The sequence below is a fragment of the Rhizobium sp. RU36D genome (genome assembly GCF_900176345.1).
GTDB lineage: Bacteria > Pseudomonadota > Alphaproteobacteria > Rhizobiales > Rhizobiaceae > Allorhizobium.
On record NZ_FWXU01000011.1, the window covers coordinates 88,071 to 108,386 of the forward strand.

Here is a 20,316-nt window from a genome sequence, read left to right on the forward strand (position 1 = left end):
AACTCAATTGCCGTCTGATTTAAAGTAAGATCCCGTCCATTTTTAAATCTAAAGAGCGGCCAACCTCGAACCGGATTGGTTCTGGACTCCCTTACCCTGAGTTCAATAGGAGCCCCTGCAACATCGGGCTTGGATGGCTCCGCCCCTGTTCCGACCATTGGAAGCTAGTCCCAACCTCATGACGCGCCTGCTGTGACGATGCATCGTCAGAAGCGAATCCTTGAGACCATGATCGCGTCATCCGACGGCGAACATGAGACTTTCGCTGATCGCTTGACACGTTTATTAAACGCGTTTATTGAACGCGTAATTTAATTCCGTGAGAGAGTGATCATGCCAAGACAAGCACTGAGCGACGACGACATCCGCAACTTCCGCAAAACCATTCTGTCAGCCGCCGCGACGATCGTCGGACGCGAGGGCCTCGGCCAATTGTCGATGCGGGGGCTGGCGGACAGCCTCGGGATGACGGCAGGTGCCCTCTATCGCTACTATCCAAGCAAGCAGGATCTGATTGTCGACTTCTGCCGTGATGCGATCACCGAGCTGCGCAACCGCTTCGACGAAATCCATCGGACAGCGGATAATCCGCTGTCTGCCGTCCGTTCCATGATGAAGGCCTATGCTCGCTTTGGCCTTGAGGACCGTGATCGTTTTCGGATGCTGTTCTTGGAAAACGATCAGGGGCTCACGTCACCCTTGATGGAAGACGAAGCTACGATGCTGCCGTATCGCCAGCTTGCCGAGCAGATCGCCAAGGCTGCTGCCGCAGGCCTTATCGCCACCTCAGACAGCGAGCGGTCCACGCAGATTATCTGGGCCGGCGTGCATGGCATCGTGACCCTCGCCTCCACCTTCAACGATTTCGACTTTGGAAATGTCGATCAACTTGTCGATGAAAAGATCGAACTGTTCATCAGCGGGCTTCGCCCGCAAGGAGCCGCACAATGAAGACCAGCATTCTGAAATACGTCGCGCTGGCGGGTGTCCTGGGACTGCTCGCCGGCTGCAGCGAGGCCGAGCCGGAAGCCAAGGCACCCCGTCCGATTAAGTCGGTCGTCGCCGAGATCCGCTCGATCGGCGAGACCGTCAGCCAGACCGGCGAAATCCGCCCACGCTACGAGACCCCGATGAGCTTCCGTCTCGACGGCCAGCTTACCTTCCGTGTGGAGAATGGCATCGAGGTCAAGGCCGGCGAACGCCTCGCCAGCATAGACAAGGTACCCGCGCAGAACAACGTGCTGACCGCGCGCGCCGAACTGGCAACCACCCAGTCAGCCCTGGAATTCGCCCGCCTGACCGCCGAGCGCAACCGCGAGCTTTTCTCGAAGAACGCCATATCGCGAGCGCAGCTGCAGGAGGCCGAGGCCAACCTGCAGACAGCGCAAGCGCGTTTTGCAGCCGCCACGACCGCCTTGTCGACGGCAGAGGAGACGCTGACCTATACCGAGATCAAGGCGCCGCGCGACGGCATAGTCTCGGCCGTCGGCGCCAATGTCGGCCAGGTGGTACAGGCCGGCCAGCAGGTGGTAACCGTCATATCAAACCAGGATCGCGACGCCGTCTTCGACATTCCGGAGCGACTGCTCAATGCCGGCGCCGAGACCACCGAAGTAGAGGTCAGCCTGATTTCCAACCCGGCGGCAACCGCAACGGGGACCGTGCGCGAGGTGACGCCGTCCGCCGATCCGATCACCCGGACCTTCCGGGTCAAGGTATCGCTCGACGACAAAGGCCAGCGTATGCCGTTCGGCGCCGCCGTGCTCGGCACCATCGTGATCTCGCCCAGGGATTTGGTCGAGCTGCCCGCCTCTGCGCTCACCAACAGCAACGGTGCGACGGCCGTCTTCGTCTTCGACAAGGCGTCGAGCAAGCTCGCCTATCGCACCGTCCAGATCGATCGCTACGACGACCAGAACATCTACGTCGCCTCCGGCCTCAAGACAGGTGACATCATCGCCACGGCCGGCGTCAGCAAGTTGCGTGACGGCGAAGTGGTCAAGCTCGAGGCAGGGGAGGGTCAGTGATGGCCAACGCATCGAAACCGCAGAGCAAGAAGTTCAACCTCTCCACCTGGGCACTCCAGCATCAGTCGCTGGTCATCTTCCTGATGATCATGACCGTGGTCGCCGGCATCTGGAGCTATCAGCGCCTGTCCCGCAACGAGGATCCACCGTTCACCATCAAGACCATGGTGGTCTCGGCCATGTGGCCGGGCGCCAGCACCACGGACACCGTGAACCTGTTGACCGAGAAGTTGGAAAAGAAGCTCTCGGAAACGCCCTATCTCGATCACACCCAGAGCTATTCGCGCCCCGGCCAGTCGGTGATCTTCGTCAACCTGCGGGACGACGCCCCGCCTGCGGAGGTTGACGATGTATGGTACAAGGTCCGCAAGAAGATCACCGATCTCGCTCCCACCCTGCCCCAGGGCGTACAGGGCCCGTTCTTCGATGACGAGTTCGGCGACACCTTCGGCAGCATCTACGCCTTCCAGGCGGAGGGCTTCTCCAAGCGCGAACTGCGTGACCGCGTCGAGACCGTTCGAGCGGAGCTTCTTGCGATCAAGGATATCGGCAAGGTCAATGTGCTCGGCGTCCAGGAAGAAGAGATCGTCATCGAATTCTCCTCGGCCAAGCTCGCCAGCCTTGGCGTCGATCCGGCCGCTGCCATGGAAGCGGTCCGCGCTCAGAATTCGATCACCCCGACGGGCACGGTGCGCACCGAAAGCGAGAAGGTCTCGCTGCGCGTGAGTGGCGCCTTCACCTCCGAGAAGAGCCTGCACGACCTCACCTTCCGCGTCGGCGACCGGTTCATTCGGCTTGAAGACGTCGCCAGCATCGAGCGCCAACTCGTTGATCCGCCGGCGCCTGCCTTCCGGGTCAACGGAGAGCCGGCTATCGGTCTCGCCATCTCCATGTCCGAAGGCGGCAACCTGCTCGCCTTCGGCGAGACCCTCAAGGAGCGCATGGCCGAGATCGCCGCCGAACTGCCGCATGGCATCGAGATGATCCAGGTGGCCGACCAGACCACCGTGGTCAAGGAGGCCGTGGGCGGCTTCGTCAAGGTGCTGATCGAGGCGATCGTCATCGTGCTCGCCGTCTCCTTCGTCTCGCTCGGAACCCGGGCCGGCCTCGTCATCACCGCCTCGATCCCGCTCGTGCTGGCCATGACCTTCTTCGGCATGGACCTCGCCGGCATCGGCCTGCAGCGTATTTCGCTCGGGGCCCTGATCATCGCACTCGGCCTGCTCGTCGACGATGCCATGATCACCGTGGAAAGCATGGTCTCCAGTCTCGAAAACGGCGAAGACCGGGCGGTTGCCGCAAGCCATGCCTATGAGACCACCGCCTTCCCGATGCTGACGGGCACGCTAGTCATGATCGCCGGTTTCATCCCAGTCGGTTTTGCAGCGTCGAGTGCGGGTGAGTACACATTCTCCCTGTTCATGGTCGTCCTGATCTCGCTTCTGGCGTCCTGGATCGTCGCGGTGCTCTTCTCGCCGCTGCTCGGCACCTGGATCCTGCCCAAGACCATGCCGCGCCATGCGGAACAAGACGGACGCGTGATGGCCGCCTACAAGCGGGCGCTGAACTGGTCGCTTGGCCATCGCTGGCTGACCTTGGGAACGGCGGTCGCGCTGCTCGTCCTCTCCGGCTTCGGCGCAACCAAACTTGAGGAACAATTCTTCCCGGCCTCCGACCGCCCCGAACTGCTTGTCAGCCTGACCCTGCCGCAGAACGCCTCGCGCGAGGCGACCGAAGAGCGGGCCCGCAAGCTCGAAGCCCTGCTGAAGGCGGACGACGATGTCGCCCACTTCACCACCTATGTCGGCTCCGGTTCGGTTCGCTTCTACCTGCCGATGGATCTGCTGCTGGAAAACGACAATGTCAGCGAGACCGTTGTCGTCACCAAGGGCATCGACGAACGCGACGCCGTGCGCGCCCGCCTCGAAGAGGCCATGCGCAAGGACTTCGCCGATGTCACCACCCGTGTCTCGCCGCTCGAACTCGGTCCCCCGGTCGGCTGGCCGCTGAAGTACCGTGTCACCGGCGAAGACTACAAGACAGTGCGCGAACTGGCGCTGAAGGTGGCGAATGTCGTCGGTGACAATGCCAACACCCGCGACGTCAACCTGACGGCCGGCGAACCGCAGCGACGCGTGACTGTTGTCGTCAACCAGGTCGAGGCGCGGGCGCTGGGCATGAGCTCGGAATCGGTGGCAAGCGAAATCTCCGCGATCTTCGCCGGCTCGACCATCACCAGTGTCCGGGACGGCGACCGACTGGTCAACGTCGTGGTCAAGGGCATCGAGGCTGACCGCACGTCGATCGCGACGATCGGCAACATAAACCTGCGTGGCAGCGATGGCCGTTCGGTGCCGCTGCGCCAGGTCGCGACGATCGAATACGGCATGGAAGAACCTGTTATCTGGCACCGTCAGGGTCGTCCGATGATCATCGTCCAGGCTGACGTCGCCAAGGGGCTGCAGCCGGCAACCGTTGCTGCCGAGGTCAACGCCTCGCTCGAAGCGCTCAGGGAAACCCTGCCGATCGGCTATGCGATCCAGTCGGGCGGCATCACCGAAGAAGCCGCCAAGGGCAATGCCTCGGTCTTCGCGGTGCTTCCGATCATGCTGATCGTCATCGTCGCGCTGCTGATGGTCCAGCTGCAGAGCTTCTCGCGCATGGCACTTGCCGTGGCCATGGCCCCCTTCGGCCTGATCGGCGTGGTGGCCGCCATGCTGCCGACCGGCACGCCGATGGGCTTCGTCGCACAGCTCGGCGTGATCGCGCTCTCCGGCATGATCATCCGCAACGCCGTCATCCTGATCCAGGAAGTGGACCAGAATGTCGCCAAGGGTGAGCCGATCCGCGAGGCGATCGTGCATGCGGCCGTCCACCGGTCGCGGCCGATCCTGCTGACGGCCCTTGCCGCCATCCTCGGCATGATCCCGATCGCTGTCCAGATCTTTTGGGGCCCGATGGCCTATGCCATCATCGGCGGCCTGGCGGCGGCTACCGTGCTGACGCTGACGCTGCTGCCCTGCCTGCTGCTCTGGCTCCTCATGGCCGAGCAGGACAAGGCGGTCGGCGTGGGCGATACTGCGACCGAAGGGACCATCACGCATGCTCAGTAGATCCGTCTTCACGAAGCCCGTCTCAAGGGGAACCGCGCCATCGGCGCGGTTTTCACTTGCAAGCATTGGCCGGTTGGCCGGCGTTCTCGGCCTCCTTCTGGTGCTGGCTGCCTGCGGCCATCGGCCAGACGTCTTCGTGCCAGTGACGGTCGACGATCCCACCACCGGCAAGGTCGATATGCTGGTGGCGACAACGCGTGCGCCGTCTGAGCACAAGGCCCTGCGCTATTCCGGCGAACGCGGCGAGGACATCCGGCTCGACAACATCACCGTGTCGATCCCCCCGGACGACCGGCGTCGCCCCGGCGAGATCCAGTGGCCGAGCGGTGGCCGGGCGGATCCGCAAAGGGCCTTCGTCGTGACCAGTGCCAAGCAGATGAGTGAGACCCAGGCTATGGACTGGTTCAAACGCAGCAGTGGCGGCAAGCGGCGGGTGCTGATCTTCGTGCACGGTTTCAACACGACCTATGCCGACGCCGTGTTCCGCTTCGCCCAGATAACGCATGACATCCGCGCGGATGCCGCGCCGGTGCTGTTTACCTGGCCATCGCGCGGCAATGCGCTCGATTATGTCTATGACAAGGAGAGCACGATCTATTCGCGCTTCGGTCTGGTAACCCTGTTGGAGGAAGCCATTCGCAGCCCTGATGTGGCCGATATCACCGTGCTCGCCCATTCCATGGGCACCTGGCTAACGATGGAGGCGCTGCGCGACGTGGCACTGAAGGCCGGGCGGGTCTCGCCTAAGGTGCGCAATGTCGTGCTCGCCTCGCCGGATATCGATGTCGACGTGTTCCGCCGCCAGGTGATCGAGATGGGAGAGAAGCGGCCGCGCTTCACTGTCTATGCCTCGCGCAACGATCTGGCGCTGGCGGCCTCAACCTTCATCGCTGGCGACGTCGGCCGGCTGGGCTCGGTCGATCTCAGGCCCTACAAGGCTGAACTCGCGCGCGAGGGCATCAGCGTAATCGATGCCACCGACGTACAGCAGAATGACATGCTCGGGCACAACGCCTTTGCGGAGAATTCTGACATGCTACAGGCGCTCGCGAGCCGTCTGGCCGAACAGCGGATCGATACCGACGACGCAACGCTCGGCCTTCGCCTCGCCCGCACAGGGGCCAGCGTAGTGCGCTCGACCATCGTTTCGCCGTTGCGCCTGATGGCGCCAGCGAACTGAGAGGCCAATCCGATGCACCTCTTCCATAGAGCTGGATGGGCAAAGGCGCGCACCGATCTGGCCAGTCCTCACAGTTCGAGCTGCAAATCCTCGTCCGTCTGTGCAGGCACCGAACAGCAGATCAGTGCCTCGCCCGTTGCGACCGCATAGCTAGGCTCTGACTGATAGCTGACGTCACCCGTGACAATCTTCGTTCGGCAATCGCCGCAAGTGCCAGCCCGGCAGCCGTAGATGGGACTGAGGCCACTCTGCTCTGCGAGATCCAGCAAGGAGCCACCGCCAGGCTGCCAGAGCGCCTCTTTTCCCGATTGTGTAAAGACGACGCGGGTCGGAACGTGAGGTGTGGGCTTGGTCGACCGCGCGGACAGGCGAGCATCAGGATCACGCTTCAGACCGGAAGGGCCGAAAGCCTCGGCATGGATACGGCCGTCTGGGATATTCAGTCCGCGCAGCCCGTCATACATCGACTGCATGAAGGACGACGGCCCGCAGATATAGAAGTCAAAGTCGGCAAATGGCAAATGGGCCTTCAACAACGGCATATCGATGCGGCCCGCTGCATCAAAGAGCCCCTCTTCGCCGACATCAGGCGCACCGAGCACCCTGACATCCCGAATCGTGCCTTCGCTGCGTGCAACCAGTTCGCCGATTTCGCGATCAAACGCTCTTTCGGCAGACATGCGCGACGACCGGAACAACCAGACTGGTCGGCGATAGCGCGTCCTGTCGCCCGTCTGGATGACATGGCGCAACATGGGCAGCAACGGCGTGATGCCGATGCCACCCGCAAGGAGAACGGCCGGTCGGTTGCGTTCCATTGCGTCGATGGTGAACGCTCCCACCGGCGCCAGTGCCTCGATCTCGTCGCCTTCCTGCATTGCGAGCAGAAGTCTGGATGCCCGGCCTTCCCGCTTGATGCTCAGCCTGTAGAAGCCATCCGCTGGAGCATTGGATATCGTATAGCTGCGACGGACCGTATCTTGCCCGTCCTTGATGCGGATCGGCAGATGCTGTCCTGCCTGATGTGGGATGAGAGCCTCGCCATCAACAGGTGCAAGGTATAGCGAGCGGATCGTCGAGCTTTCCTCGATGGCCTGCTGCACGCGAAAGCGTCTCCATGTCTTTGGCTGGGCCGCAATCTTGAGGCGGCTTGCGGCCTCCTTCCATCCGCCTGTCATCAGACTGCTCGGCGATAGGCCGCCTTCGAGCAGGCTCCATCGCAGCGGCAATGCGTCTTTGCGCAGCACCACCTCGTCAGGCGTCACGCGCCAAAGACGTTCGGCGCCCTCGAAGGCTGCAATTTCGGGTGAATCCAGTATGACGTCGACTCTGCCAGTGATCTGCAGCAGGTCACCCGTCGCATAATCAACGAATAGAAGTCCTGCGCGCGGATTGATGATGAAATTGCCGAGCGTATTGAAGAACTGGTTTCCATTGAAATCCGGCACTGTCAGGCCACCATCGGCATCCACGCGAACGAAGCCGGGCCGGCCACCTCTATGGGAGACATCCACCTGTCGTCCCTCACCGTCGCGCTCCACATAAGACGTCACGAAAAAAGTGTCGGCAGCTTCGATGATGTCCCGCGCGTGTCCGTCCAGCCGATCTGAAACCAGCACCTCGGAACGCTTGGGCAAGGCCGGATCGCGCACAAAGCTGAAATCCCGGTTCTGGATATAGCGCGGACAATTGCCAAAGCTCTGCCCGACGACAACGGAAAAGCGGTCGCTGCCGCTGCGGATAATAGTCCCATTCAACCGATTGCGCCGGCGCGTGATGAGATCGACGCCAACCAGACCGATCGCGTCGTCGTTTTTCAGTCCGTCTTCGGCCGGATCATCCGGATCGCTGGCGGCATTGATGTCTAGTGTCAGCGGATCGGGCGAATGCAGGAAGCCTGGCCGTCCGCTGCGGATCGTTGCCCATGGCATGCCATCGCGATCAACCGATCCGATGACAATGAAGGGCAGCAGCGGATAGAACTCGCGGTGCTGCTCCAGCAGGAAGGTGCGCAGGACCCTGCGCCCGATGGGATCCATCTGCTCGGCCACACCGGCGTGCCGCTGCAACTGCAGTTCACCCGCATGCCACGGTGACGACGGTGACGATTCTTCAACAGCCATTGGAGCCTCCTTTGCGAAACGGCGGTCGGGACCAAGGTCCCGACCGCGAGATTGTCTCAGGCTGCGAGGCCGACTGGTGTTTTCGGGAAAGAAACGAAACCGGGCAAAGCTTCGACCCGCGCCAGCCATTGGAGAACATGCGGATGCCCTGCCAGGTCAACATTGCCTTCCGGCGCGCCAGCGATGTAGCTGTAAAGTGCGACATCCGCGACGGTCGGCGTGTCGCCTGTCATGAAGGGGTGGTTTTCAAGTTCAGCATTGATGAGGGCAAGAACCCGCTGAGCGCGTGCAATCACCTCATCGGCCCGGAAGTCCGCGCCGAAAACCGTGATCAGACGTGCCGCGCACGGGCCATAGGCAATTTCTCCGGCCGCGACGGAAAGCCACTTCTGGATCTTCGCGATGGAAGCCGGATCATCCGGCAGCCAGTCTTTGCGGCCAAGCTTCGTGGCAAGATAGACGAGGATGGCATTGGAATCGTTGACGACGACACCACCATCTTCGAGCACTGGCACCTGACCGAACGGGTTGAGCTTGAGGAATTCTGGCGTCTTATGCTGGCCGCTTGCGAGATCGACCTCGATGATCTCAGCGTTCACGTCGAGCAGAGACAGGAAGAGGCGAGCGCGGTGCGCATGGCCTGATAGTGGAAAGTGATAGAGTTTCATCGCTGGCTCCCTTGAGATCCGGACACCATCATCCGGCATGGCAAATAGCTAGCGATATCCATCTTTTCGTAGTAGAGACCTATTTCTGTAGTCATCCTCTCGTTTTATGGAAGCCAGATATGGATCGGCTTGATGCCATGGCGGTTCTGTTGTCCGTGGTGGAACAGGGCAGCCTTTCCGCTGCGTCACGCGCCTTGCACGCGCCGCTACCGACGGTGAGCCGCAAGATCGCCGAATTGGAGGCTCATCTTGGCGTTCGCCTGCTTACCCGCACCAGCCGCCGGATTCTGCTCACGGAGGCCGGAGAGAGTTACGTCGCTGCAGCGCGCGAAATTCTTGAGCGAGTAGACGAAGCCGAACGCCGCGCGACCGGAGAACATGCTGCACCAAAGGGAGACCTGACCATGACGGCGCCGATTGTCTTCGGTCGCCTGCATGTGCTGCCGGTTATCACGGACTTCCTGAAGGCATTTCCGGATATCAACATTCACCTGACGCTGAGCGATCGGACGATCAGTCTCGCTGACGAACATATCGATGTCGCCCTGCGCATCAGCGAGCTTTCAGACAGCAGCCTCATCGCGATCCGCCTGGGTTCGATCCGCACTACCACCTATGCCAATCCCGCCTATCTGGCGCGGCGCTCCCATCCGTCAAATCCCCACGACCTCAAGGACCACGATTGCATTGCATTCAACGGAGTACTCTCAACACGGTTGTGGACGTTCCGCGACGGGGCAAAAGAAATCGAAGTGCCAATCCGGACGCGCCTTTCCGTCAACACGGCCGAAGCGGCGGTCGATGCTGCCGCAGCAGGTCTCGGAATAACGCGTGTCATGGCCTATCAGGCAAAGCGGGCAGTCGAGGCCGGCTTGCTGGTGCCGTTGCTGGAGAATTTTGAACAGAATGCTTCGCCGGTTCATCTCCTACACATATCGGAGGGCCTGATGCCGCTGAAACTCCGGACGTTCCTCGACTTCGCAACGCCGCGACTGCGGGAATTGTTGAGATAGGGTAGGGTTAGGCTATTCGCCAAGGCTTTGATTGCCTTGGGAGAGCCCGATCTGACGGCACGATCCCCCGCCCCTCCTTAAGCAGACGGACGGGGGATGTGCCCCGCTAGAAAGATGGTCGATATTGTTGACCGCGCCTTATGCTGCTGCCGCGACCGTTGCCGGCAGAGGTTCGCCAAGCGTCAGCATCAGACGGTTCGCCCAGTTGAAGAATGCTGCGCCGTGAATGACGTCAAACACGTCATCGGAACTCAGACCAGCCGTCTTCAATTGAGCAACGTGCTCCGGTCCGAAGGTCGGAGGCGTTGCGGTGAGCGCGACAGATGCGGCAACGATCGCATTCCACCGCTCGCCGAGATCAGCCTCGATGCCCTCATCCAGCAGACGCTGCACGTCCTCGCCGCGCTTGGAGTGATGGGATGCAAAGCGCGAATGCACCGAGGCGCAGAAGATGCAACCGTTGAAGCGCGATGCGGCCGTCGCGGCCAGCTCTCGATCCGCCCGCGGCAAGCCGTCCACCGTATTGTAGAAAATATCCTTGTCCGTCTTGGTCCGCGCCTCGAGAATGGCGGGATCACGCACCAGCAGCATGAAGTAGGGCGATTTGGCGCGAGACGTCTCCACGAGCCCCTCCCAGTGCCGCTCCGTCAGGTCGGATTCCTGCAACGGCTCCAGCCAGGGCGTCCAGCCGATACTGTCCTGGGTGAAGACAGCAGGCGGATTGGTGACGCCGGGTTCGATTACGGTATCGGTCATTAAAAATCCTCGGATTCAGGCTGCGGCCAGGACTTTCAGACCGCCAATGACACGGATCTGGAAGGCCAGGAAAGAGATGAGCTGCGAAAGCGTGACGATGCCGGTGGTCGACCATCCCGCTTCGATCAGCCGGCGAAGCGCCGCCGGATCGGCATCACGAAGATGGAAGACCAGGAGGTGCGCATGCTCCAGCGCTGCGACAAGCCGGGCGCTGGCGGAGGCCTGCAGCGCGGATGACACGTGATAATGCGGCCCGTCCTGATTTTCAGCCGATAGAGGACCGGCTGGATAATGGCCGTAAGGGCCGCGATCGGCAGCTTCCGCCGCAGCCGACTTGGCGAAGGCGGACAAAGCCACACCTTCAGCCACAGTATCGAGCTTCTCGGTATAAAACCTTGCGGCTTCGGCAGCACCGTGCAGTTCGGCGACGAAGACCGCAACGGCGAAACGCTCGGCCAGGCTCACATCGTCGGTCGAGGCGGGTTCGAACAGGGCGCTGTAGCTTTTCTGCGCGTTCTCCCGGGTCACGGGACGCCGCGCGCGAAGCCGGTCAAGTTCGCTATGGGCAGCGATCCCGGCGAGGTGATCGATGACGTCAGGAATGGGTGTGGTCATGCTTTCCTACCTTGAGGTCTTTGATGTCTTACTGGGCTGCGGCGAGGTGTTCAGTCTGAGCAGGCGCCCATCCGAGAGCAGGCGCCACTTCCGTCGCCGCCAGTTCGATCGACCGCAGGATGGACCGATGCGGCGGATCGACAGAGTGAACCTGGAACACCAGATCGGTCGCACGGGCGAGCGCGGTATCGGCCTTCAGCGAGGCGATCACGTCTTCGGGTGTACCCACGTGGCTGTCCAGTGCCCGGATGAGGTCCTGCACGGAGCTGCCGACGATGCGATGTCCCGCCTCCGCGAAACGCTTTGCAACTCGGGTCAGGCCAATCTCTGCCAGACGCAGCGCCTCCTTGCGATCGTCGGCAATGAAGACGCTGCGGGACCCGAGGATGCGCGGTGCCCGGCCCGCCGGCAGGGCGGAGAGATAAGCGTCGATCATCGGGTTCTGCAGATCCCAGAGCGTGGCGTCGGGATTTTCGGCAGCACGTGGCTGGGTGCGTGAGAGCATCAGGCCATCGCCACTTTCTCCTGCCAGTTTCGCACCAGTAGCGGAAAAGGTTGCGAGCCAGACGCGATCCAGCAATTGCGGAGCGGCCGGATAGAGCCGGTTGCCGGCGGCAAGGTCGCGCCCGGCCCAGGCATCGCGCACGGTTTTGAGGTGTGATGCATAGACATCGCCTCGCTTGTCGCTGTCGATCCCGAAAGCCTCGAACGATTCCCGCGTGCCGCCCGTACCAAAGCCGATCTCCAAGCGACCCTTCGACAACAGGTCGAGCACGGCCGTATCCTCCGCAACTCGGATCGGATTTTCCATCGGAAGGGTGATCACCCCTGTTCCCAGGCGGATCCTGGAGGTCCGGGCCGCGACATGGGCCAGAAACACCGTTGGAGCCGGCAACCCGCCTTCATCGGCATGAAAGTGATGTTGGGCGATCCACGCGCTGTCGAAGCCGAAGGCTTCGGCATGCGCGATCTGCTCGGCTGCCAGACGATAGCGCTCACCGGCCTCCGCCTCGTCGAGAAGCCGGGTGAAGAATCCGAGGCGCTTGCCGTGTCTTGTGCTGGTCATGGTGGTCATCCTGCTTGGTGAAAATCAGACCCGTGAAGGGCCGGTAGTCTCTTGCCCGGAATGGCGTCCAGGAGCTCTTGCGTGTAGGCGCTCAAGGGCCGCGCAAACACGTCACGAACAGCGCCGTAATCCACCTGCTTGCCGCCCTTCAGCACGGAGACGGTGTCGGCAATCTGCCGAACGACAGCGAGGTCATGCGACACGAACAGATAGGTCAGGCCGAAATCCTGTTGCAGGCGGGCGAGAAGGTCGAGGATCTGCGCCTGCACGGTGACATCAAGGGCTGACACGGCCTCGTCGAGCAAGACCACTTTAGGCTCGAGAATAAGAGCCCTAGCGATGGCAACCCGCTGCCTTTGTCCACCCGAAAGCGCGTGCGGCCGTCGCGTCAGCACCGCCGGCGGCAGCCCCACGCGATCGATGATCGCCGCCACCCGTTCGAGACGCTCGCGCCGCGCAACAGTGGAGAAGTTGAGGAGCGGCTCCTCGACGACCTGGGAGATCGTCTGGCGGGGGTCGAGCGAGCTGAACGGGTTCTGGTACACGAGTTGCACGGTGCGTCGGAACTGGCGCAGGGTTTCGCCGCGCAACGCCTTCACATCCTGGCCATCGATGCGGATCGCACCATCGGTCGGACTTTGGAAGCCGGCCAAGGCCCGGATGGTCGTGGTTTTTCCGGAACCGCTTTCACCGACGATGGCATGCGTCGTGCCTCCTTTAACCGTGAAGGACACGCCGCCGACAGCACGGAATTCCCCGGCGCCGGAGAGCCTGAAGTCCTGGACGAGATTGTCAACGACAATGACGTCGTCTGCAACCGGATCCACCGGAGCCCTTGCCGTGGCGGGTGCCAGCGATGGCGCATCAGAGAGAAGCTTGCGGGTATAGGGGCTCTGCGGTGAGGCCAGGACGTCGGCGGTGCGGCCTTGCTCCTGGATACGTCCGCCCTGCAGAACAACCAGCCGGTCGGACCGGTCGGCCGCCACGCCAAGATCATGGGTCACCAGCAGAACCGATGTACCAAACTCGCGGCGCAGATCGTCGATCAGGTCGAGAATGCGCCGCTGGACGGTGACATCCAACGCAGAGGTCGGCTCGTCGGCAATGATCAATGCCGGTTGCAACGCAATCGCGATGGCGATCAGCACCCGTTGCTTCATGCCGCCAGAAAGCTCGTGCGGATATTGGCGCGCGCGCAGCTCCGGCTGGGACAGGCCGACATGCTCAAGCAGTTCGATGACCCGACGATCCGCCTCGCGGCCCTTGGCGCGGCCGTGAAGCTCCAGGATTTCCCGCACCTGCGCGCCGATCGTCAGCACCGGATTGAGCGAACTGGACGGGTCCTGCGGGATGAGGCTGATCGCAGCCCCGCGGATAGTATCCAGCCGTTTCTGGCTCCATCCCACGATGTCCGTCCCGTTGAGGCGGATGGCACCCTTGTCGATGCGGCCATTGCCAGCCAGCAGACCGATGATCGCCTGGGCGGTTGATGTCTTGCCCGAGCCGCTTTCGCCGACCAGGGCGACAACTTCGCCAGACGCCACCCTGAACGACACCTCATGAACCACAGGGGTAAACCCGCCATCATCGCCATAGGAGATGCTGAGGCCCTCCACGTCGAGGACGGGTTGCTTCTCGTGCGCGCTCATCAGGACCTCCCGCCGATCGACTGACTGATCCGGTTGGCAGCAAGGACAACTGCCACGACAACGAAGCCGGGCACTGCCGTCAGCCACCAGGCGGTTGCGATGTAGTTGCGGCCTTCGGCAATCAACAGGCCCCATTCGGGTGTGGGCGGCGGCGCGCCATAGCCGAGAAATCCGAGCGTGGAGATCTGCAGGATGGCCCAGCCGAACTGCAGGGCGGTGAACGCGATGACGGATGTCAGAGAATTGGGCAGGATGTGGCGCCAAAGCACCTTGAAAAACGTTCCGCCGCTGCCGAAGGCCGCCTCAACGAACTCGCTGTGCCGCACCCGGACCACCTCGGATCGGGTCAGGCGGGCAAATCCGGCAATGGCGGTTGCGCCGACGGCAATCGCCGCATTGATGGTGCCAAAGCCGAGCAGGATGATGATGCTGAGCGACAGCAGCAGTGTCGGGATCGCAAGAAGCACATCAACGAAACGCATGATCACGTCATCAATCCACCCGCCGATCGCGCCGGCCGCAAGTCCGAGTGCCGCGCCGACCACCAGACCGACGCCGACGGCAGCCACAGCACCCGACAAAGAATGCACGGAACCGTAGACGACCCGCGCATAGAGATCGCGCCCCAGCGAGTCCGTTCCGAAGAGATGCAGCAGGCTTGGTGCCTTCAGCTGGCCGCCGGGCACGCCCTCAAGCGGATCGTAACTGGTGAAGAGGCCGGGAAACAAAGCCCAGAGAATGACGGTGGCGAGCACAAGCCAGGCCAGGACCAGGCCGGGCCGCAGCCGTGATAAGGATCGCAACCAACGCGGCCTGCGGATCTGACCTGACAAGGCGGGCCTCTCGGCGGCGAGCACGAAATCCCTCGTCGATGGATCGAAGGTCGTCATACGGTAGCTCCTTTCCTGCTGCGCAGGCGCGGATCGAGAAACGGATAAGCCAGATCGACCAGAAGGTTGATCAAGACGAAGGCTGTCGCCGAGATCACGACGATGGCCTGAAGCACCGCCAGATCCTGGTTGCCGACGGCCTTTTCGGTCAGTCCGCCGATGCCGTTCAGGCCAAAAACGGTCTCAGTTACCACGGCGCCGGCGATCAGCTCGCCAAACAGGACGCCGGCAATCGTCAAGACCGGGAGAATGGCGTTGCGGGCCACATGCCGCCAGAGCACCCGTCCGCGCGATGCCCCCTTGGCGCGCGCGACGGATACGAATGGCCGGGTCTGGATCTCGTCGAGATTGCGGATCAGGATCTGCGCAAGCGGCGCAGATATCGGCACGGCAAGTGTGAGAACCGGCAGAACAAGGCTTTCCCATGGACCGGGATTGATGACCGACACCAGCTTCAGCCGGAAGGAAAAGATCTGGATCAGCATGATGCCAAGCCAGAAGACCGGGATGGAGATGAAGAGCGACGGCAGCGACTGGACCAGATTTCGAAGCCAGGAAAAGGGCGTAAAGCTCGACAGAAAGGCGATCAGGCTGGCAAGACCGATCGCGGCCAGAAAGCCGAACAGCGCGAGCCTCAACGTATCGGGAACATTGGCGGCAAGCTGCGCCGATACCGGAACGCCCGCCTGAACCGAATAACCGAAATCGCCCTGGAGGAAATTGGTCAGCGTGGTGACATACTGTGTGAGCAGAGGGCCGCCCACAGCATAGGAAGCGCGCAGTTCCGCGATCTGTTCTGGACTCAGCCCGTATTCGGGATTGAGAAACTTGATCAGCACCGCGTCTCCGGGCATCGCCTGGAGCAGGATGAATGACAGCGTGAAGGCCGCCAAAAGCACCAGCAAGGCCTGGCCGATCCGCAAAATCACATATCTTGCCATTGCACTTTCCTTCATCCGGAAGCGGCATGTCGATGGAATGGGCGGCCGGCATGGCCGACCGCCTCAAGGTCTTATTTGTTGAGCCAGACGCTGTAGAAGCTCGGGCGACCGACCGCCTCGAACGCGACACCTTCGACATAGGGCGCGGCAGCAAAGGCCTGCGGCTCTTCGAAGATCGGGATGGCATAGGCCTGATCGAGCACATAGGCCTGCGTCTCAGCAACGATCTTCAGACGCTTCTCGCGGTCGGGCTCCGAGGCGATCCCTTCCAAAAGCGCATTCAGCTTGTCGTCAACGAAGCTCTGCACCTTGTCGCTGCCGCCGCCCTTCTGGCGCAGCACGTCGCGGTTCTTCGGATGATACTGGCTCTTGATCACGTCGGGATCGGCGCGGCCGACCATGGCCGGAGACACGGGCGTCTTCAACGGATCGAGATCGTCGACGGTGCGGCTGCCGGCATCGCCGGCGAGCACGTTGAGCTTCACGCCGACCTTGCTCCATTGCTGTGCGACCAACTGAAGCGCCGCCTTGTTCTGCGGCTGCGGCAGGGATTCGTAAGCGGTCAGCACCAGCTTCTGGCCGTCCTTTTCACGAATGCCATCCGCACCGGGCTTGAACCCAGCCTCGTCGAGCAACGCCTTGGCCTTGTCGAGATCGAAACCAAGCTTGGCAGACTGGTCTACGTAACCGATCGCAGTGGACGCGATGATGGACGTCGCGACGGGATAGTTCTTGGAATACAGGGTGGAGACAATTTCCGGCCGGTTGGTCGCCGCCAGCAAGGCCTGGCGAACCCTGACATCGGAGACAAGCGAATTGTCGGGGCGTAAGACCACACTGTTGTTGATGCCGCGGGTGCTCGGAGCATAGATCTTGAAGCCCTGAGCCTCGACTTGGCCCTCGTCATAGGCCTGGATCTGCCGGATGAAATCGGCCTGACCGGAGAGCAGCGCACCGATGCGAACGCTGTCTTCGCCCGTTACGATGTATTTGATACCGTTGAGATAGGCTCGACCTTGATGCTCAAGCTTCGCCGGGCCCCAGTTGTAGTCCTCGCGGACCTTCAGGTTGAGCTCCTTGCCAAGCGTTTCGCTTTCGACCACGAACGGTCCCGAGCCGGTGATCTTTGTGGCGTCGCCAAGCTGCTCGAACGGCAATTCAAGCGTCTTGAGAGAGACCAGGCCCGAACCGATCACGGCGGTGCCCTGGAGGAAGCCGGGCGATGAGCGCTTGAAGTAGAATTTCACCGTCAGCGGGTCGATCACCTCACTGCGATCGTAGTTGTTGACGACTTCCGAGACGGGCTGCTTCAGAGCCTTGTTGCCCAGGCCAAAGGTGTCGAAGTTCTTGGCAACAGCGCTCGCATCGAGAGGCGTGCCGTCGGAGAAGGTGACGCCTGGCCGAAGCTTGAAAGTGTACTCCGTCGCATCAGCGTTGACTTCCCAGGATTGTGCAATCCAGGGCTCGATCTCGAGCGTCTTTGGATTCTGGTACGTGAGCTTGTCCGTGATCTGATTCAGGATCCCGCCATTGGGATAGAAACCGCCTGCCGGCGGATAAAGGTTCGTGTGGGCCTGCTGCTCAAGGTAAATGAGCGTTCCACCTTTCACCGGCTCCGCGGCAAAAACGGAGGACATAGCGACGGCCGAAACCGCGAGGGCTGATATGCCCAAGGCCAGAAATCTGTTGAATTTCGTCATGGATGCTTCCTTCGTGTCAGTGCTGAAAGGGTAGCATCCCGCTTGAATCAATCAATATTTTCTAGTGATTTAATGTGCTATATTATTCCGCGCGCAGGAAAATTCGACCCTGAAATTTCGCGGTTCGCGCAACCGCCGACTTGGGAGGTAAAACTGTGCGTGTGTGACCCCGTCACGGTGATCCCGAAAGCGTCGTGCACTCGAGCGCCCGGGAAAGATGCTGCTCCCGCTCATGGGATGAGCATCTCTCCCGGGCGCTGACATTGCAGTCCCTCTCGTTTCAAAGCGCCAGAGCAGCCCTCCAATGGCAAGAAGGCGGAGCGAGGACATGCCTCGCTCCGCCTTCAATTCATTGATTACGATCTGAGCTTATTAGGCCGCGGCCCTCAGCCCCTCAGCAGCCTCCAGCCCCCGTTCCAGGTCGGCCAGGATGTCGTCGATATGCTCGATACCGACCGACAGGCGGACATAGCCTGCCGTGACCCCGGTCTTCAACTGATCCTCGGCCGTTAACTGCGAATGCGTGGTCGATGCCGGATGGATCGCCAGGCTGCGGGCGTCACCGATATTGGCGACATGATAGTGCAGTTGCAGGGCATCGATGAAACGGCGACCGGCCTCGCGACCGGCGGCCAGCTCGAAGCCGACAAGTCCGCTATATCCGCCCTTCAGATACTTGTCCGCCCGCTCGCGGGCGACACCCTGCTGCAGACCGGGATAGATGACACGGCTGACTTCCGGACGCTTGGACAGGAATTCCGCTACCTTTTGGGCATTCGAACTATGGCGCTCGATGCGCAGAGGCAGGGTCTCAAGTCCCTGAAGGGTCAGGAAGGCATTGAAGGGTGACAAGGCCGCGCCAAGGTCGCGCAGCAGGGTCGTACGGGCCTTGACGATATAGGCCACGGGGCCGAGCGGCTTCACCGCCTGGGTCCAGACCGCACCGTGATAGCTTGGGTCAGGCGTGTTCAGCGCAGGCTGGCGGGCGCCGGCCGCTTCCCAGTCGAAATTGCCGCCATCGATGATGGCGCCACCAATCGAGGTGCCATGGCCGCCGATATACTTGGTCGTCGAATAGACGACGACGGCGGCACCATGATCGAAGGGACGGGCGAGCAGCGGAGCAGCGGTGTTGTCGACGATCAAGGGAATGCCGAGCTTGCGGCCAATGGCGGCGACTTCGGCAATCGGGAACACCTGGAGCTTCGGATTGGGCAAGGTCTCGGCATAATAGGCGCGCGTGCGCTCGTCCGTCGCACGGGCAAACGCCTCCGGATCCTGCGGATCCACGAACCGGACTTCGATGCCCTGGTCCTTCAAGGTGTTGGCAAAGAGGTTCCAGGTACCGCCATAGAGATCGGTGGAGCTGACGATATTGTCCCCCACCCGTGCAAGGTTCTGCACGGCGAAGGCAGACGCAGCCTGGCCTGACGCGAGCACGAGGGCCGCGGCACCACCTTCGAGCGCTGCAAGCCGCTGCTCCAGCACGTCGTTTGTCGGGTTGCCGATACGGGTGTAGATCGGCCCCAGTTCCTCCAGGGCAAAGAGCCGCGATGCGTGGTCCGCGCTCTGAAACTGGAATGACGTCGTCTGGTGGATGGGTGGCTGGACCGACCCGGTCGACGGATCGGCTCTCCAGCCGGCATGTAGTGCAAGCGTTTCGTTATGTGCGCTTTTCGTCATCGTCCTCACTCCTCGCATTGGCCGCGGTCATCAGCGTCTCACAGCGGCTGTTTTGGACTGGCGGATCCCCTGGATCGACCAGATCCGTAACACCAAGGATAGATCAGACGATAAATTCTATAGACAATAAACGTTTCATTCGTTGCATGCTTTGGGGAAAATCCTACCCCGGCACCGGTTCCCTTAGTCTTATGTCGCCATGGGATCGGCGGTCAGGCTGCAAGCCCGCAGATCCGCTTTTTCGGCCGGGCGCGCGTCCGCTACGGCAAAGGGATCCCGGCGGTAAAATGGGGGATACGATATCCGCGCTGTATGGCAGGGCGGTTGCCGAGCACCAGATACCACCGGCGCGTTTCGGGAAAATCATCAAGTGAGATCCGGTGCCGGGCAAATCTGGAAACCCAGGGCCAGACAGCGATATCGGCGATCGAGTAAACGTCAACGACAAACTCACGGCCATTGAGGCGGCGCTCAAGCGTTTCATAGAGACGGCGCACATCCGCCCCGAAGCGCGTCTCCGCAAAGGGTGCCGCGCCGGCATGATAGGTCAGGAAATAGTGGGCATAGCCGAGCGTGGGGCCAAAGCTTGCCGATTGCCAAAAAAGCCATTCCAGAACCTGCAGCCTCGCCGCGCCACCCTCAGGCAGCAGCCTTCCCGTTTTCTCCGCAAGGTAAACGAGGATCGCGCTGGATTCCGTGAGAACAGTTCCGGTGTCTTGATCCACAATGACAGGAATTTTTGCGGCCGGGTTTATCGCAACGAATGCAGGCGCGAATTGCTCGTCCTTCTCGATATTGATGCTGTGAACCCGGTATGGAAGGCCAAGCTCTTCGAGCGCAATGGAGATTTTCAAGCCGTTGGGCGTCGGCCAGGTGTAGATATCGATCATCA

Annotated in this window: 16 protein-coding genes; 5 read left to right on the top strand and 11 right to left on the bottom strand. The window is 61.6% G+C overall.

The genetic code is table 11. The features are described 5' to 3' along the window. The first annotated feature begins 333 nt into the window (after window positions 1-333). From B9A97_RS15285 to B9A97_RS15300, 4 genes are read left to right on the top strand one after another with little or no spacing between them, the layout of a single operon-like run. The gene (locus B9A97_RS15285; protein ID WP_084366215.1) at window positions 334-951 is read left to right on the top strand and encodes a TetR/AcrR family transcriptional regulator; all 618 of its coding nucleotides are present in this window, start codon (window positions 334-336) and stop codon (window positions 949-951) included. Next, complete coding sequence (locus B9A97_RS15290; RefSeq protein ID WP_084366216.1) at window positions 948-2,027, top strand: efflux RND transporter periplasmic adaptor subunit; 1,080 nt, start codon at window positions 948-950, stop codon at window positions 2,025-2,027. Before B9A97_RS15285 ends, B9A97_RS15290 begins: the two co-directional genes overlap by 4 nt. After that, window positions 2,027-5,140: an efflux RND transporter permease subunit gene (locus B9A97_RS15295; protein WP_084366217.1), complete on the top strand. Its 3,114-nt coding sequence runs from the start codon at window positions 2,027-2,029 to the stop codon at window positions 5,138-5,140. Before B9A97_RS15290 ends, B9A97_RS15295 begins: the two co-directional genes overlap by 1 nt. Continuing rightward, a complete protein-coding gene (locus B9A97_RS15300; protein WP_084366218.1) occupies window positions 5,130-6,320 on the top strand; it encodes an alpha/beta hydrolase in 1,191 nt (396 codons plus the stop codon). Before B9A97_RS15295 ends, B9A97_RS15300 begins: the two co-directional genes overlap by 11 nt. Before the next feature lie 68 nt (window positions 6,321-6,388). Here the strand turns inward: B9A97_RS15300 and B9A97_RS15305 are convergent, their stop codons facing one another. Further along, a complete protein-coding gene (locus B9A97_RS15305) occupies window positions 6,389-8,443 on the bottom strand; it encodes a 2Fe-2S iron-sulfur cluster-binding protein (protein WP_084366219.1) in 2,055 nt (684 codons plus the stop codon). Between the two features lie 56 nt (window positions 8,444-8,499). After that, entirely contained in the window at window positions 8,500-9,111 is a 612-nt protein-coding gene (locus B9A97_RS15310) for a glutathione S-transferase family protein (RefSeq protein ID WP_084366220.1), read from the bottom strand. A gap of 119 nt (window positions 9,112-9,230) precedes the next feature. Here B9A97_RS15310 and B9A97_RS15315 point away from each other — a divergent pair, with 119 nt between their 5' ends. Beyond that, window positions 9,231-10,124 carry a LysR family transcriptional regulator gene (locus tag B9A97_RS15315; RefSeq protein WP_084366221.1) on the top strand — a complete coding sequence of 298 codons (894 nt, stop codon included), beginning with the start codon at window positions 9,231-9,233 and terminating at the stop codon, window positions 10,122-10,124. Between the two features lie 138 nt (window positions 10,125-10,262). On the opposite strand, the gene B9A97_RS15320 is transcribed toward B9A97_RS15315, so the two are convergent. The 9 genes from B9A97_RS15320 to B9A97_RS15360 all read right to left on the bottom strand — a co-directional run bounded on the left by B9A97_RS15320 (window position 10,263) and on the right by B9A97_RS15360 (window position 20,314). Beyond that, a complete protein-coding gene (locus B9A97_RS15320) occupies window positions 10,263-10,880 on the bottom strand; it encodes an alkylhydroperoxidase domain protein (RefSeq protein WP_084366222.1) in 618 nt (205 codons plus the stop codon). 15 nt (window positions 10,881-10,895) lie between these two features. Continuing rightward, window positions 10,896-11,495, bottom strand: a complete 600-nt coding sequence (locus B9A97_RS15325; RefSeq protein ID WP_084366223.1) for a CMD domain protein — start codon at window positions 11,493-11,495, stop codon at window positions 10,896-10,898. Between the two features lie 28 nt (window positions 11,496-11,523). Then, window positions 11,524-12,561, bottom strand: a complete 1,038-nt coding sequence (locus B9A97_RS15330; RefSeq protein ID WP_084366224.1) for a putative FMN-dependent luciferase-like monooxygenase — start codon at window positions 12,559-12,561, stop codon at window positions 11,524-11,526. 5 nt (window positions 12,562-12,566) lie between these two features. Further along, window positions 12,567-14,210 (bottom strand): dipeptide ABC transporter ATP-binding protein, encoded by a 1,644-nt coding sequence (locus B9A97_RS15335; protein WP_084366225.1) that lies wholly within the window; start codon window positions 14,208-14,210, stop codon window positions 12,567-12,569. Further along, window positions 14,210-15,100, bottom strand: a complete 891-nt coding sequence (locus B9A97_RS15340; RefSeq protein WP_084366226.1) for an ABC transporter permease — start codon at window positions 15,098-15,100, stop codon at window positions 14,210-14,212. Before B9A97_RS15340 ends, B9A97_RS15335 begins: the two co-directional genes overlap by 1 nt. Further along, window positions 15,097-16,041, bottom strand: a complete 945-nt coding sequence (locus tag B9A97_RS15345; RefSeq protein WP_084366227.1) for an ABC transporter permease — start codon at window positions 16,039-16,041, stop codon at window positions 15,097-15,099. The genes B9A97_RS15340 and B9A97_RS15345 overlap by 4 nt, the downstream gene beginning before the upstream one ends. A gap of 71 nt (window positions 16,042-16,112) precedes the next feature. Beyond that, window positions 16,113-17,678, bottom strand: coding sequence for a TIGR04028 family ABC transporter substrate-binding protein (locus B9A97_RS15350; RefSeq protein ID WP_244564247.1), 1,566 nt, complete (start codon window positions 17,676-17,678; stop codon window positions 16,113-16,115). 435 nt (window positions 17,679-18,113) lie between these two features. Beyond that, the gene (locus B9A97_RS15355; RefSeq protein ID WP_084366229.1) at window positions 18,114-19,424 is read right to left on the bottom strand and encodes an O-acetylhomoserine aminocarboxypropyltransferase/cysteine synthase family protein; all 1,311 of its coding nucleotides are present in this window, start codon (window positions 19,422-19,424) and stop codon (window positions 18,114-18,116) included. Window positions 19,425-19,684: 260 nt separating this feature from the next. Further along, window positions 19,685-20,314 carry a glutathione S-transferase family protein gene (locus B9A97_RS15360; protein WP_084366230.1) on the bottom strand — a complete coding sequence of 210 codons (630 nt, stop codon included), beginning with the start codon at window positions 20,312-20,314 and terminating at the stop codon, window positions 19,685-19,687. Window positions 20,315-20,316: the final 2 nt, after the last annotated feature.

Coding starts and splice junctions, on each gene's coding strand:
- B9A97_RS15355 (WP_084366229.1), bottom strand. CDS start 19,424: ATGACGAAAAGCGCACATAACGAAACGCTTGCACTACATGCCGGCTGG.
- B9A97_RS15325 (WP_084366223.1), bottom strand. CDS start 11,495: ATGACCACACCCATTCCTGACGTCATCGATCACCTCGCCGGGATCGCT.
- B9A97_RS15340 (WP_084366226.1), bottom strand. CDS start 15,100: ATGACGACCTTCGATCCATCGACGAGGGATTTCGTGCTCGCCGCCGAG.
- B9A97_RS15330 (WP_084366224.1), bottom strand. CDS start 12,561: ATGACCAGCACAAGACACGGCAAGCGCCTCGGATTCTTCACCCGGCTT.
- B9A97_RS15345 (WP_084366227.1), bottom strand. CDS start 16,041: ATGGCAAGATATGTGATTTTGCGGATCGGCCAGGCCTTGCTGGTGCTT.
- B9A97_RS15310 (WP_084366220.1), bottom strand. CDS start 9,111: ATGAAACTCTATCACTTTCCACTATCAGGCCATGCGCACCGCGCTCGC.
- B9A97_RS15295 (WP_084366217.1), top strand. CDS start 2,027: ATGGCCAACGCATCGAAACCGCAGAGCAAGAAGTTCAACCTCTCCACC.
- B9A97_RS15285 (WP_084366215.1), top strand. CDS start 334: ATGCCAAGACAAGCACTGAGCGACGACGACATCCGCAACTTCCGCAAA.
- B9A97_RS15360 (WP_084366230.1), bottom strand. CDS start 20,314: ATGATCGATATCTACACCTGGCCGACGCCCAACGGCTTGAAAATCTCC.
- B9A97_RS15335 (WP_084366225.1), bottom strand. CDS start 14,210: ATGAGCGCGCACGAGAAGCAACCCGTCCTCGACGTGGAGGGCCTCAGC.
- B9A97_RS15290 (WP_084366216.1), top strand. CDS start 948: ATGAAGACCAGCATTCTGAAATACGTCGCGCTGGCGGGTGTCCTGGGA.
- B9A97_RS15350 (WP_244564247.1), bottom strand. CDS start 17,678: ATGTCCTCCGTTTTTGCCGCGGAGCCGGTGAAAGGTGGAACGCTCATT.
- B9A97_RS15315 (WP_084366221.1), top strand. CDS start 9,231: ATGGATCGGCTTGATGCCATGGCGGTTCTGTTGTCCGTGGTGGAACAG.
- B9A97_RS15300 (WP_084366218.1), top strand. CDS start 5,130: ATGCTCAGTAGATCCGTCTTCACGAAGCCCGTCTCAAGGGGAACCGCG.
- B9A97_RS15305 (WP_084366219.1), bottom strand. CDS start 8,443: ATGGCTGTTGAAGAATCGTCACCGTCGTCACCGTGGCATGCGGGTGAA.
- B9A97_RS15320 (WP_084366222.1), bottom strand. CDS start 10,880: ATGACCGATACCGTAATCGAACCCGGCGTCACCAATCCGCCTGCTGTC.